Origin of the sequence: Arthrobacter sp. 3Tela_A (assembly GCF_049311025.1) — a bacterium.
Lineage (GTDB): Bacteria > Actinomycetota > Actinomycetes > Actinomycetales > Micrococcaceae > Arthrobacter_B.
Genome location: NZ_JAXIOM010000026.1, coordinates 18,868 through 31,975 on the forward strand (window position 1 = coordinate 18,868; position 13,108 = coordinate 31,975).

15 protein-coding genes are annotated in these 13,108 nt (G+C 66.7%); 9 read left to right on the top strand and 6 right to left on the bottom strand.

What is annotated here, in order from left to right:
* Positions 1–476: 476 nt before the first annotated feature.
* The 4 genes from TVC13_RS09430 to TVC13_RS09445 all read right to left on the bottom strand — a co-directional run bounded on the left by TVC13_RS09430 (position 477) and on the right by TVC13_RS09445 (position 3,699).
* Positions 477–926 (bottom strand): hypothetical protein, encoded by a 450-nt coding sequence (locus tag TVC13_RS09430; RefSeq protein ID WP_422400958.1) that lies wholly within the window; start codon positions 924–926, stop codon positions 477–479.
* A complete protein-coding gene (gene fliS, locus TVC13_RS09435) occupies positions 916–1,320 on the bottom strand; it encodes a flagellar export chaperone FliS (protein WP_422400959.1) in 405 nt (134 codons plus the stop codon). Before fliS ends, TVC13_RS09430 begins: the two co-directional genes overlap by 11 nt.
* On the bottom strand, positions 1,317–2,654 hold the full coding sequence (gene fliD, locus TVC13_RS09440) for a flagellar filament capping protein FliD (RefSeq protein ID WP_422400960.1): 1,338 nt from the start codon (positions 2,652–2,654) through the stop codon (positions 1,317–1,319). The genes fliS and fliD overlap by 4 nt, the downstream gene beginning before the upstream one ends.
* A gap of 118 nt (positions 2,655–2,772) precedes the next feature.
* A complete protein-coding gene (locus TVC13_RS09445; protein WP_422400961.1) occupies positions 2,773–3,699 on the bottom strand; it encodes a flagellin in 927 nt (308 codons plus the stop codon).
* Between the two features lie 264 nt (positions 3,700–3,963).
* Between TVC13_RS09445 and TVC13_RS09450 the strand changes: the two genes are divergently transcribed.
* The 4 genes from TVC13_RS09450 to TVC13_RS09465 are packed head-to-tail and all read left to right on the top strand — an operon-like array spanning position 3,964 to position 7,131.
* Positions 3,964–4,446: a flagellar protein FlgN gene (locus TVC13_RS09450; protein WP_422400962.1), complete on the top strand. Its 483-nt coding sequence runs from the start codon at positions 3,964–3,966 to the stop codon at positions 4,444–4,446.
* Between the two features lie 8 nt (positions 4,447–4,454).
* A complete protein-coding gene (flgK, locus tag TVC13_RS09455) occupies positions 4,455–5,879 on the top strand; it encodes a flagellar hook-associated protein FlgK (RefSeq protein WP_422400963.1) in 1,425 nt (474 codons plus the stop codon).
* A gap of 2 nt (positions 5,880–5,881) precedes the next feature.
* On the top strand, positions 5,882–6,769 hold the full coding sequence (locus tag TVC13_RS09460; RefSeq protein WP_422400964.1) for a flagellin: 888 nt from the start codon (positions 5,882–5,884) through the stop codon (positions 6,767–6,769).
* A complete protein-coding gene (locus TVC13_RS09465; protein ID WP_422400965.1) occupies positions 6,766–7,131 on the top strand; it encodes a flagellar assembly protein FliW in 366 nt (121 codons plus the stop codon). The genes TVC13_RS09460 and TVC13_RS09465 overlap by 4 nt, the downstream gene beginning before the upstream one ends.
* A 30-nt stretch (positions 7,132–7,161) precedes the next feature.
* Here the strand turns inward: TVC13_RS09465 and TVC13_RS09470 are convergent, their stop codons facing one another.
* On the bottom strand, positions 7,162–8,058 hold the full coding sequence (locus TVC13_RS09470) for a LysR substrate-binding domain-containing protein (RefSeq protein WP_422400966.1): 897 nt from the start codon (positions 8,056–8,058) through the stop codon (positions 7,162–7,164).
* Positions 8,059–8,176: 118 nt separating this feature from the next.
* Between TVC13_RS09470 and TVC13_RS09475 the strand changes: the two genes are divergently transcribed.
* The 3 genes from TVC13_RS09475 to TVC13_RS09485 are packed head-to-tail and all read left to right on the top strand — an operon-like array spanning position 8,177 to position 11,052.
* Positions 8,177–9,460: a cytochrome P450 gene (locus TVC13_RS09475; RefSeq protein WP_422400967.1), complete on the top strand. Its 1,284-nt coding sequence runs from the start codon at positions 8,177–8,179 to the stop codon at positions 9,458–9,460.
* A gap of 22 nt (positions 9,461–9,482) precedes the next feature.
* The gene (locus TVC13_RS09480) at positions 9,483–9,806 is read left to right on the top strand and encodes a 2Fe-2S iron-sulfur cluster-binding protein (RefSeq protein ID WP_422400968.1); all 324 of its coding nucleotides are present in this window, start codon (positions 9,483–9,485) and stop codon (positions 9,804–9,806) included.
* A 1-nt stretch (position 9,807) separates the two neighbouring features.
* Positions 9,808–11,052 (top strand): NAD(P)/FAD-dependent oxidoreductase, encoded by a 1,245-nt coding sequence (locus TVC13_RS09485; RefSeq protein ID WP_422400969.1) that lies wholly within the window; start codon positions 9,808–9,810, stop codon positions 11,050–11,052.
* A 73-nt stretch (positions 11,053–11,125) separates the two neighbouring features.
* Here the strand turns inward: TVC13_RS09485 and TVC13_RS09490 are convergent, their stop codons facing one another.
* The gene (locus tag TVC13_RS09490; protein WP_422400970.1) at positions 11,126–11,839 is read right to left on the bottom strand and encodes a LysE family translocator; all 714 of its coding nucleotides are present in this window, start codon (positions 11,837–11,839) and stop codon (positions 11,126–11,128) included.
* An 80-nt stretch (positions 11,840–11,919) separates the two neighbouring features.
* On the opposite strand from TVC13_RS09490, the gene TVC13_RS09495 reads away from it, so the two are divergent.
* Both TVC13_RS09495 and TVC13_RS09500 read left to right on the top strand, forming a co-directional pair.
* Entirely contained in the window at positions 11,920–12,369 is a 450-nt protein-coding gene (locus tag TVC13_RS09495; RefSeq protein ID WP_422400971.1) for an Lrp/AsnC family transcriptional regulator, read from the top strand.
* Between the two features lie 37 nt (positions 12,370–12,406).
* Positions 12,407–13,081 (top strand): alpha/beta family hydrolase, encoded by a 675-nt coding sequence (locus tag TVC13_RS09500; protein ID WP_422400972.1) that lies wholly within the window; start codon positions 12,407–12,409, stop codon positions 13,079–13,081.
* Positions 13,082–13,108 lie beyond the last annotated feature (27 nt).

Here is a 13,108-nt window from a genome sequence, read left to right on the forward strand (position 1 = left end):
TCCTTGGCCTTGGGGGGACGAGCTATCCGTGCTCTGTAAGGAAATATCGGCACTTTCCCCACTGGCGTTAGGTGGTGCAGCTGCGGCTGTGGCTGTGGCCGGTCCTGCGTTTGGCGGCGGGTTGTGCTGTTGTTGTTTGGTGCTGCTGTGGAGTCTGCTGGCGCACTGGTTCGGGACAGGCCTCCGGATTGGGACATTCCTGGGCTTTGGGCAGGTTCAGGGTCCCGGTTTACTGCACTTTGGGACATTCCTCCCCTTTGGGCAGGTCCCCGGGGGTGGGTTTCCTCCGGTTTGGGACATGCCTCCCCTTTGGGACAGGTTCAGGGTCCCGGTTTACTGCACTTTGGGACATTCCTGCCGGTTTGGGACATTCCTGCGCGGCGCCGCGGCAGGAAAGTCCCCAAGTGGCAGGGAAGTCCCAAAGCGGAGGGGCTTGGAGACGTCCACGGCGGCGGGCGGCTCCGCGCAGGTTGAAGCTAGCCTGAGACGTCGAGGTAGAGCGAGGGTCCGGCCGTTCCGACACCGGGAACCCGGCGCAGGGCGCCCATCTGCTTGCCGGCTTCCTGCCTGCGGCTCTCCATTCGTTCCATGAGGGCCTTCTGCGCCTCGATCAGGCGTTGAGTCCGGGCCGCCAGCTCCGGGGGCAGCGGATCCTGCGGAGGGGACCAGAGTTCGATCCGCGGTGCTGCCAGCGGATCCTCCATGGTGCGGGCCGCCGTTTCCACGGCTTCTTCCAGCCGGTCCAGGACGGTTTCCCAGGTTTCGCGGGCGCCGCGGGTTTCCTGATCTTCCCGGGATTTCCGGGTTTCGAGGGTGCCGTGGATTTCCGGGGTTTCCCGGGCGCCCTGGGTTTCCTGGTCTTCCTGGGTTCCGGGGGGTTCGCTGGGTTCGCCGGGTTCGCCGGCGGAGGAGCGCTCAGGCAACACCAATGGCTCCTGTTGAGCCGGGACCCAGTGCGGCCGCAGCCTCGTGCCAGCTCTGCCGCAGCGGTTCCATCATGGTGATCGCTTCGCGGGTGAGGTTTACGTCCCGCGTCATGTTGGCGTTCACCAGGGCGTTGGCCACATACGTGTATACGGCGAACAGGCCTTCGGCTCCGTCCCAGACCTTGCGGTTCAGGGAGGTCTGCAGCTCGGTGATGATGGCCTGGGCGTGGACCAGCTGCTCGGAGGCCGCTGCCCAGTCGCCGCGGACCTGGGCGTCCTCGGCCCGCTTAAGGTCCAGCAGCAGCCGGTCGTAGAGCATGGTGAGCAGGCGCGCCGGCGTGGCACTCATAACCTGGTCCTTCAGGTACTGGCTGCGTGATGCGGCTGCGTTCACTTCTTCTCATTCCCCCAGGTCGGAAGGTTGTCCAGCGAGGAAGCCAGACCGGTCATCATCGAGTTCAGGCGGCTCATTGAAACTTCTAGCCGTGCGTAAAGCAGGGCCAGGGATTCCTCGCGCTTGGCCAGCCGGGTATCCCAGTTGGCAATCTGGTCATTGAGGTTCCGCAGGACGGTGTCCTGCCCGTTGATTTTCTGGGATAGGGAACCGTCGTACTTGTCCGAAATGGAGGTGGAGGCGTCGGCCAGGCGGCCGGCGATGGCGGCGAGCATCTCCTCAGTTCCCTTTGGATCATTCGCGAGGGCGGCGGTGAACTTGGCCTGGTCGAAGGCGAGCAGGCCGTCGCGGGTGAGGCTGATGCCGATTGTTGACGGGGACATGCCGTTCACCGGGTCCATGGCAGCGGTGAGCACCTGCTGGGTGACCGTCCGGGTGAGGCTGTCCGAGGTCAGGTCGCCGGCCTTGACCGTGGATTTGCCTGTGGCATCGGTGGTCTGGCTGACGGAGGTCTTGAGTTTGATGTAGCCAAAGACGTCGTTCACGCGGTCCACCAGCTTCGAGGCCTGGGAGGCGACGGCATCAGCGTCGCGGCTGACGGCAATTGACACCGGCTCAGCGCTCACAGCGCTGACCGTGATGTCCACGCCGGCCATGACGTCCTTGAAGGTGTTGGCCGAGGATGTGATGTTCTGCTCGGCGTCCGTGCCGGCGAAGAGGGTGATGGAGGCGTCCGAGCCCTGCCGGATCAAGGTGGTGGGAACAGCAGCGCCGGAAGAGTCTTTGAGCTCAAATGCGTTCTCCGCGCCGGTTTCTTTCGCCGTGAACTGCAGCCGGAACTCGCCGTTTCCAGCGGAAACCTTGGTGGCGGTCACTCCTGCGTCGGAAGCGTTAACGGCCTTCACCACGTCGTCCAGGGAATCCGAGTCCGCGGTCACGGTGACCTCCTCCGCGGCGGTGGCGAACGTGAGGACCGGGGGGTTCTGACCCCAGGCTGTCATGGGGGCAGCCACGGCAGAGTGTCTGGCTGCGACCGAGGTGACGGTGATGTCCAGCTCTCCCGCCGCCGCCGCGGAACCGGCGGTCACCTTCACCGAAGGTGAGGAGGACGTAGTGGTGAAGAGGCTGAAGGCATCCGGCTTCGTCTGGGCCTGCGCTGCGGTGAGCAGGTCGGAGACTTTGCCGTTCAGGGTCTTCAGGACCGAGACATAGTTCGACGCCGAGGCCGCCTTGGTCTCCAGGCTCAGCTTCGGCAGGCGCTCCACGTCCATGGTGGCAGCGATAATCGCCGCGGAGTCCAGGCCGCTGGCAAGTCCGGGAAGGGCAATCGCCATGATGTTCCGATCAGGTTGAAGTTTGGGTGGGTAAAGGAAAACCGCCGGCGGAAGGCCGGGAAAGGGCTAGGCCTCTCCCGGCCTCCACCGGCGGTTTGCCCGGATTCAGCTGATGGGTTTAGCCCAGGAGCTTCAGCACGGCCTGGCCGGACTGGTTGGCCTGGGAAAGCATCGAAACGCCGGCCTGCTGCAGGATGTTGGCCTTGGTGTAGTTGACCATTTCTGCAGCCATGTCGGTGTCGCGGATGCGGGACTCGGCAGCGCCCAGGTTCTCCTTGGCAACAGCCAGGGAGCGGCCGGCGGACTCGAGGCGGTTCTGGGAAGCGCCCAGGTCTGACCGTGCCTCAGAGATCTTCTCGATCTGCGCATCAAGGATGCTGATCGAACCCGCGGCCTTCGTAGCGTCGGTGAAGTCCAGGCCGCCGGTTGCCGGAGCGTAGGCGGTAGCAGGGGTGGCGGCACCGGCAGCGTCCACCCCGGCGGGTGCGCTCGGGGTTGCAGCAACCTGAGCTTTCGTCTGGTCGGTTGCGATCTTCGAGATGTCGACCAGGCTGATCTTGATCTGCTCGGTCGTCGGATCAGCGCCGGCACCGACCTGGAAGGTCAGGCCATTAGCTTCCGCGGTAGCGTCCAGCAGGTTGATGCCGTTGAAGTTCGTGGTCGCCGAGATGCGAGCCAGTTCGTCGGTCAGTGCCTTGGACTCGGTGGTGATGGCTTTGCGGGACTCAACGCTGTTCGAGTCGTTGGCAGCCTGGACAGCGAGGTCGCGCTGGCGGTGCAGGATGGTGTGAACTTCCTGCAGTGCACCCTCGGCAACACCGATAACGGAAATGCCGTCCTGGGTGTTGCGCTGGGCAACGGCCAGGCCGGAAACCTGCGAACGCAGGCCCTCGGAGATGGACAGGCCGGCGGCGTCGTCAGCAGCACGGTTGATGCGCAGGCCGCTGGAGAGCTTCTCCAGGGACTTGGACAGTGCATCCTGCGTGTTGTTCACGTTCCGCAGCGAGTTGTTGGCCATCAGGTTGTTGTTGATCTGCATACCCATTGTGGTTTCCTCCGTGATTGGGCGTTACTTGTTGGCCCGTCCGTGGGCCGATACCAGCTATCTCGGCATCCGGTGCCGGAACGGTAAGCAACTGTGCTGATCTTTTTTTCTTTTTCTTTTCTCTGTCTCTTTTCCCGCCGGATAGCCCGTCCGGATCCGTGCTGCAGCTAACCCGGAACCCCGTCCTGCCGATTCCTAATACGTAAGGCAACTCGTGTCTTGCCCGAACACCGCCGGGGCGGGGATCGAAAGGACGTTGGACGCGTGGGGGCACAGGAACTGTCATCAGTGCTGTGGAAAGAGAGGACGCTGCTTGACCTGCTTACCTTCAAGCTGGAAGAAGAGCAGCTCCTGCTGACCGCCGGCCGTACCCGCTGGATCCAGCACGCCACGCGCGAGGTGGAACAGGTGGTGGAGCAGCTCCAGTCCATATCCCTGCAGCGGGACATGGCTGCGGCGGAAGTCATCACCGAGTGGGAGCTGCCGGAAGGCACCGGCCTGCCCGGCCTGGCAGCGGCAGCCCCGTCTGCATGGAAGGACATTTTCCTTTCCCACCTGGCAGCCCTGGGCAGCCAGACCCGGCGGATCAAGGAACTGCGGGACGCAAATGAGCAGTTCCTGCGGGCAGCGTCACGCTCCAGCCAGGAAACCATTGCCACCATGCAGCGCGAGCCTGGCCTCTACAACAGCTCCGGACGCTCCGAGGCAGCCCCGGGCAGCGCATCCCTGCTGGATCAGAAACTCTAAGGACGGCAATGAGCACATTCGGCGGACTCAACACCGCATATACCGGTCTCTCAGCAGCCAACACCGGCCTGAACGTCACCGGGCAGAACCTGGCCAATGTGGGCACGGAAGGCTACACCCGCCAGCGGGTCGTCACCTCTCCCGCCGGCGCACCGGGCCCCGCAGGCCTGTTCACCACCCCTCCCAAGCCGGGCAGCGGCGTCGTCGTTGATTCGATAGCCCGTCTGGGGGACGTGTTCGCGGAGAACCGCGTGCGGGCCACCGCGTCCACCGCCGGGTACACCTACATCCGCGCCGAGGCTCTGACGGACATTGAACTGAACCTTGGCGAACCCGGGGCCAAGGGCATTTCCGCCCGGCTGCAAGCGTTCTGGTCCTCCTGGCAGGACCTGTCCAACTCCATGGACCAGTCAGCGCCGTCCTCGGTACTGCTGGCCGAAGCGAACTCCCTCACTTCGCTGGTCTCCCTCGGATACGCCGGGCTGGAGAACCAGTGGGCGGAGAACCGCGGACGCCTGGACTCAATGGCGATCGACCTGAACGCCGCAGCAGCCCAGCTGGGTGAGCTCAACGGCCAGATCCGCCAGACCCTGAACTCCGGGGGCACCGCCAACGAACTGATCGACCAGCGGGCCCTGCTCGCAGCGCAGATCGCCGATCTGGCCGGCGGTACCGCTGTTCCCGGGTCCGCGGGCATGCTGGACGTGTTCGTGGGCGGCAACGCCCTGGTCCAGGGTGAGCAGGTCTATACGGTCACCGCCGCCGGCGCCCGCAGCCTCGAAGGGGCCGACGCCGATCCGCCCCGGCTGGAGTGGGTGGGCCGCGCCGTTTCCGCGGTGAACGCCACCGGCGGGCAGATGGCCGGCACCGTTTCAGTGCTCGCCCCGGCTGACGCGTCCGGAACCGGCGGACCGATCGCGGAGGCAGCGGCGTCGTACAACGCGTTTGCCCTCAAGCTCGGCAGCATGGTCAATGACGCGCACCGTGCCGGCGCCACACCGGACGGACGGACCGGCCTGGACTTCTTCTCCTTCGCTGCCGGGGTGCCGGCGGCCAAGGGCATCGGCGTAGTTCCCACCGATGCCTCCGGAATTGCTGCGGCGCTGCCCGGAGCTGACGGGTACGACGGCACCCACGCCGGAAACATCTCCCTGATCGGCACCGGACCGGATTCCCCGGACATGTTCTGGAACGACTTCGTGACCCGGACCGGCGTCGCGGCCCGTTCCGCGGTGCAGTCCGGCACCCTGGCGGAGAACTTCCACTTCGGCGCGGTCACCGAGCTCGCGTCCCGCACCGAGGTCAGCCTGGATGAGGAAACCGTGAACCTGGTCCAGTACCAGCAGGCCTACCAGGCAAACGCCCGGGTCATCTCCGCAATCGACGAAATGCTGGACACCTTGATCAACCGCACAGGGATTGTAGGAAGGTAACCATGATTAACCGAGTAACCAGCCAGTCAATGATGGCCACCGCGCAGCGGAACCTGAATGCGGCGTCCTCCCGGATGGCGGATATCCAGGAAAAGGCCACCAGCATGCAGAAGATCTCCCGTCCATCGGACGATCCCACCGGCACGTCGGATTCACTGACGGTCCGCGGGGAGCAGGCCCGGTCTGCGCAGTACGCCCGCAACATCGACAACGGCAAGGGCTGGATGGCGGTCATCGAATCGTCCATGTCCCTCACCACCGGACTGGTGAACCGGGCCAAGGACCTCGCGCTGCAGGGAGCCAACGGCTCGCAGTCCGACCAGTCCCGTGAAGCCCTGGCCCTGGAGCTGGAAGGCATCCGCGCGGACCTGCTGGCGCAGGCCAACACCACCTACCTTGGCCGGACAGTGTTCGCCGGAAACTCGGACGCCGGCGTCGCCTTCCGCGACGGCGCCGAGCCCGTGTTCACCGGCAGCCCGGACAGCGCCGTGCTGCGTTCCGTGGGCGAAGGGCAGACCGTCCGGGTGGACGCCGACGGCGCAGCGGTGTTCGGCACCGGCGCCGACTCGGTTTTCCGTGCGATCGATGACCTGGCCGCGAACCTGCGCGCCAATACGGATGTGTCCGGCAGCATCGGTATTCTGGATGGACACCTGAAGAACATCATTGCGGCGCATGCCGAGATCGGCACCCGACACGCCCGCCTGGAACGGGCTGAGGAGACGAACGTGGATAAGCAGCTCACCCTGGAGGCCTCCCGGGCCGGTATCGAAGACGCAGATTTGGCGGAGACCGCCCTGGAACTGCAGTTGCAGCGCATCAACTATGAAGCTGCCCTGCAGGTCACAGCCAAGGTGCTGCCCAACTCGCTGATGGACTTCCTGCGGTGAGCCGGCTGAGCTTCACCACGCCGCCGCCCGGGCTGGGCGCTGAAACCGAATACGACCTCAACGGCGTCGACGGCGCGGCCGGGCTGTTCAATCTGCAGGCACAGTCCAACCCGGAGCTGGGCCTGTTCCTGATCGATTCGGCATTTGTTCCGGGCTACGAGCCGGAGATTCCCGAAGCGCAGCTGCTGGAACTGGGCCTGGGCGCCGGCGGACACGGGCAGCTGCTGCTCGTGGCCCAGACCGGCGAGCGCGTCACGGTCAACCTGATGGCCCCCATTGTGGTGAACCCGGACCGCGGCCTGGCCGCGCAGGTGATCCTTGAAGGCCGCGGCTATCCGCTGAAGGCCGACCTCGCCGCCTAGCTTTCCCGCCCCTCCTTCCCGTCGATGGGGTTAGCCGTAGAGCTCCGCGGCGAGGCCGAGCATCGCCGCCACGCTCCGGGACGGCCGCAGGGCAGCGGGCCACACCATGGAGACCGGCACCGGACGCGCCGCTGGGCTCAGCGGCCGCACCACCAGCGGGCGGCCTTCATAGGACAGTGCTCCGGCCGGCTGCTGGACCAGGATCGCGTAGCCCATCCCGCGTCCCACCAGCGAGCGCGTCACCTCATAGTCCGTGGTCCGGAACCGGACGTTCGGTGTCAGGCCGGCGGCATCAAACATGGTCATGGTGTTCTCCCGGCTGGGATCAACGTCCAGCAGGATCATCGGTTCAGGCGCGACGTCGGCCAGGGACAGTTCGGTGCGCTCCGCCAGCGGGTGCTCCGCGGACAGCACCACCGCCGGCTCCGCGGCGAAAAGCGGCTGCCGGTTAAGTCCCGCCGGAAGCGAGAGATCGTAGGCGATGGCGACGTCGAGCTGTCCTTCCGCCAGCCGGCGGTGGATCTCTGACTGCGGGCCGTCGTAGAAGTCCAGCTCCACCAGCGGATACCGCCGTCCGTAGTGTTCGATCAGCCGGGCCAGCACCGTGGGGGCCAGCGTCAGGTAACAGCCCAGGACCAGCGAACCGCGCACCTCGGCGTCCGTGCCGCCGGCGTGCAGCTGCAGGTCCACGGCGTCCACCAGCAGGTTTCGGGCCCGGCCCAGCACGTTCTGCCCGGCCGTGGTCAGCGTGATGCCGTGCGCCTTCCGCCGGATCGCCAGCTGCGCACCAAAGGCCCGCTCCAGATTGTTCAGCGCCCCCGCCACCGCGGACTCGGAGACATGCAGGCTCTCCGCCGCGGCCGCAATGCTGCCGTGGTCCGCGACGGCGGCGAACACTTCCAGCTGCCGCAGGGTGTACCGGAGCATGCCTAACCTCACTCAAAGCGTGGATATTCAAAGTTTTCTTGTACTTTACCGGGGATATGACGCACGGCACACTGGAACCCAGGCGGGTGCCGCCGCCACGCATACGAGGAGATCACCGATGACCACCCCGGATACCACCCAGTCCCCCGGCTGTCCCTTTGCCGGGGTGCCGGCGAGTGCCGACGGCGCACCCGCCGTTTCCGCCGCGCAGTCCACGGCCGCGGCTGAAGTCCGCGAAGCCCCCGTGGCCGACTGGGTCACCATCCCCGACCTGTACCGGGACCCGTTCCCGATCTACCGGCGGATGCGCGAGGAAGCCCCGGTGCACTGGGTGCCCGCGGTAAACCGCTACATGGTGACCAGCTACGCCGCCTGCCACACCATCGAGCAGGATGACGAGACGTTCTCCGCCGATGAAACCGGTTCGCTGATGAAGCGGTCCATGGGCCACTCAATGCTGCGCAAGGACGATCCGGAGCACCGCGTGGAACGGGACTCCTATGGGTCCACACTGCGTCCCGGCACCATCAAGAACCACTGGAAAGCCCTCTTCGAGGCGAACAATGACAAATACCTCGGCGAGCTGGAGGCCAAGGGGCCGGGAGCGGACTTTGTCTGGGACTACGCAGCCCCCTACGCCGCCGAAAACCTGCGCCTGATCTGCGGATTCCGCAACGCCACGCAGCAGGATCTGCAGCGCTGGAGCCAGACGATGATCGACGGCACCGGCAACTACGCAGACGACGCCGAGGTCTGGGAAAAGAGCGCCCGCTCCTCCGCCGAGGTGGACGCCGCGATCGATGAGATGCTGCCGTACTTCCGGAAGAATCCGGACCACTCACTGCTCTCCGGGCTGGCCTCGATGCCGATTCCCCTGGAAGCCATCCGCGCCAACCTGAAGATGACCATCGGCGGCGGCCTGAACGAACCGAGGGACGTCCTGGGCACCACGGTCTGGGCTCTGCTGGTGAATCCGGACCAGCTGGCCTCGGTGCAGGAAGACCCCGCACTGTACGCGGCGGCTTTCGAGGAGTCCGTGCGCTGGGTGGCACCGATCGGCATGTACCCGCGGGAAGCTACCCGCGACACCGTCCTGGAGGGGATCCGCCTGCCCAAGGGAGCCCGCATCGGCGTCGTCCTCGGGGCCGCTAACCGCGATCCAGCGGTCTTCGAGGATCCGGAAACCTACAACCTCCACCGGCCCAAAAAACCGCACCTGGGTTTCGGCGGCGGAACGCACTTCTGTGCCGGAACCTGGGTGGCCCGCGCCCAGGTGGCCCAGGTAGCTTTGCCCGCCCTCTTTGCCCGCTTCCCGAAGCTGTGTCTGGACCCGTCGGCAGAGACGGTCGACGCCGGCTGGGTCTTCCGCGGCATGCTCAAGATGCCCGTGCGCTGGGGCTAACCCCGCCTTTCCTAGGAGAACCATGAATACCGTTACCTTTGTCCAGCCCTCCGGTACGCCTGCCACGGTGAGCGTGGAGCCGGGCACATCCCTGATGCGCGCCGCCGTCACCAACGGAGTGGACGGCATCGTCGGGGAATGCGGCGGCCAGGCGATGTGCGCCACCTGCCACGTGTACGTCCGCCCCGAGTTCACCGCGGCACTGCCGGAACCCAGCGATGACGAAGAGGAGATGCTGGACTGCACCACCGCCGAGCGGACTGAGTTCTCCCGGCTCGGCTGCCAAATCAAGGCCTGTGCGGAACTGGACGGGATCGTCGTCGACGTCCCTGCGGAACAGGTCTGAGATGTCCGTAGTCATTGTCGGCGGCGGGCAGGCCGGACTGCAGGTCGCGGATTCGCTCCGCACCGGCGGTTACCGGGAGGACATCACCGTCATCGCGGACGAGCCGGGCCTGCCCTACCAGCGTCCCCCGCTGTCCAAGGACTACCTGGCACCGGAGGGCAGCCCCGCTCCCCTGCCGCTGCGCGCGGCGTCGTTCTTTGCGGACAAGGAGATCACGCTGCGCAGCGGTGTGCGGGCCACCGCGGTGGACCGCACGGCCCGGACCGTGACCCTGGGGAACGGAGAGCAGCTGGGCTACCGGCACCTGGTTTTCGCCACCGGCACCGCGAACCGGGCGCTGACCTGCCCGGGCGCTGACCTGCCGGGGGTGCATCTGCTGAGGACACTGCCCGACGCCGAGCGGCTGCACGCGGATCTCGCTGCGGCCCGGCGGGTGGTGGTGGTCGGCGCCGGCTTCATCGGGCTGGAAATTGCTGCCGCGGCGAAGGCGCGCGGCTGCGAGGTGACGGTGCTGGAGTTCGCGCCGGGACCCATGGGGCGGGCGCTGAGCCCTGCGATGGGTGCCTGGTTCGCGGCGGCCCATGCGGGTGCCGGGATCCGGCTGCAGTTCAACGAAGGCATCGCCTCCTTTGAACCGGGCATGGACGGCAGGGTCGGCTGGGCGGTGTCGACGACCGGCACCCGGTACCGGGCCGATCTGGTGGTGGCGGGCATCGGCGTCGTGCCCAATGACGCGCTGGCGGCCGCGGCCGGGCTGGAAACCGGGAACGGCATAGTGGTCGACGCCGCGCTGCGCACCTCGGATCCGTCGGTCCTGGCGGTGGGTGACTGCGCCAGTTTCCCGTCGGTGCATGCGGGCGCGCGGATCCGGGTCGAGTCGGTGCAGAACGCCACGGACCAGGGACGGCATGCGGCGCGGACCATCCTCGGACCGGCCGAGCCGTACACGGACCTGCCGTGGTTCTGGAGCAACCAGGGCAGCCTGCGGCTGCAGATCGCCGGCTTGTCCGCACCCGGGGACCGGACCGTGCTCAGCGGGGACCCGGACTCCGGGAAGTTCTCCGTGCTGTGTTTCCGGAACGGACGGCTGGCTGCCGTGGAGTCGGTCAATTCGCCCGGGGAGCATATGGGCGCGCGGAAGCTGCTCGTGGCCGGAATCAGTCCGTCGCCTGAGGAGGTTACTGCTCCCGGCTTCAGCCTGAAGGCGCTGGCACGGCAGGCCGTCGCGGCGGTGTCCTCCGCCTAGCCTCCCCATCGAGATGGCAGAAACTGCCCGTTTGAGCGGGCAGTTTCTGTTATCTCGATCGGTCGGGGCCGGGTCAGGCCAGGAGCCGCTCGCCGAGCAGGACCAGTGCCACGCACACCATCAGGATGCCGCTGGCCAGCGTGACGACGCGGGCAGCTGCGGGCCGGGAGCGCAGAAGCCGCCGGGCACCGAGTGCCACCAGGGTGTAGACGAGCACGGAGACCCCGAAGTGGGACAGCCCCAGCACGAGGGACTGCAGTGGCAGGGCCAGCGATGCTGTGGGATCCACGAACTGCGGAATCAGTGCCAGATAGAGCAGCAGCGCCTTCGGGTTGGTGCCGGAGGTGCCCAGCCCCTTGAGGAACTCGCGGCGCTCGACGGCGCGGCGGGAGCGGACCGGCGCGCGGACGGCCAGGGCCACGGAACCGGAGCCCTCAACCGAGGCAGGTTCCGGCGCGGCGTTGGCCGCGGGCACCGGCGTCGTACTTCCGTCTGTGAACCCGGCGGCACGCCAGGACCGCATCGTGGAGATGCCCAACCACAGCAGGTAGGCCGCACCGGCCAGCGTCAGGCCGGTGAGCAGCCCGGGCGAGGCCGCGATCAGCGCCGCGAGCCCGGCGACGATCAGCGCGGTGTGGAACAGGTAGCCGGCGCAGAGCCCGGCGACGGAGGGCGCCACCCGGCGGGCGCGCAGCCCGGAAGAGATGCAGTATGCCCAGTCAGCCCCCGGGGTCATGGCCAGGGTGATCGATACGGCCGCGAAACCCGCGAGCTGCGAAAAATCCATTCCTCAAGCCTAGGAAGATCCGCGCGCGAAGTGCTGACCGGAATGTGCTCGGATTCAGCCGATCACGGTACGATTTTTGCGTGATTGACGCCATTGACCATGAAATCTTGCGGCTGCTCCAAATCGACGGACGGATGAGTGCGACGGCGCTGGCCGCGGAGGTCGGGCTGACGGTTGCGCCCTGCCACCGCCGGATCAAGGAGCTTGAACGCCGGGGCGTGCTCACCGGCTACCGCGCCGTGGTGGACCCCGCCGCCGTCGGGCTCGGGTTCCAGACCCTGGTGTTCGTGACCCTGCGGAACCGGGCGCAGATGCTGACGTTCGAGGAGGAGCTGGGCCGGCACGAGCAGATCGTGAAAGCGGACCGCCTCTTCGGGGACCCGGACTTCCTGCTCAAGGTGATCTCTGCAGACCTTCCCGCGTACCAGCAGTTCTATGACGACGTGCTGGTCAGCCTGCCCGGCGTCGAAAAGCTCACCAGCACCATCGTGATGAAAACCGTCAAGGAAGAAGGCGGCCTGCCGCTCTGAGGTGAGCGGCAGATCCCCGTCCCGTAAATTGGAGACCATGCCAGTGCAGCAGGAGCACCTCACCGTCTCGGTGGGCGAAGGAACCGTCAGCGCCGTTTTCGCGCAGCCCGACGACGCCTGGGCGTCAATGGTCGTGGCGCACGGCGCCGGGTCAGGTATGGAGCATCCCTTCCTCACCGGGTTTACCGATGCAATGAACGACGCCGGTGTGGCCACCTGGCGGTTCAACTTCCCCTACCGCGAAGCCGGAAAGAAGTTCCCGGACCGCGCTCCGGCCGCGATTGCGGCCTGGCGGGCAGTGATGTTCGCTGCCGAGGATAACGCCGACGGAGTGCCGGTCTGGGCATGCGGCAAATCATTCGGCGGCCGGATGGCCTCCATGGCCGTGGCCGAGGGGATGCAGGCTGCGGGCCTGGTGTTCCTGGGGTACCCGTTGCACCCGCCGGGGAAACCGGAGAAGCTGCGCGACGAGCACCTGTATGGGCTCACCCTGCCGATGCTGTTCCTGCAGGGCACCCGGGATCCGTTCGCGCTGCCGGGCGAGCTGGAACCGGTGGCCGAGAAGATCGGCGCCAACGCCGTCGTCGAGCGTATTGAAGGCGGCAACCACATGTTCGAGGTCGCCGGGAACAAACGGCCGCAGGACGTGATCGGTGCTTCACTGGCCGCGCCGGTGCTGGAGTTTATGCGGGGGCACACCCCTGGCCGCTAGCTGTAGCCGAAGGTTAAACGTTCCCAG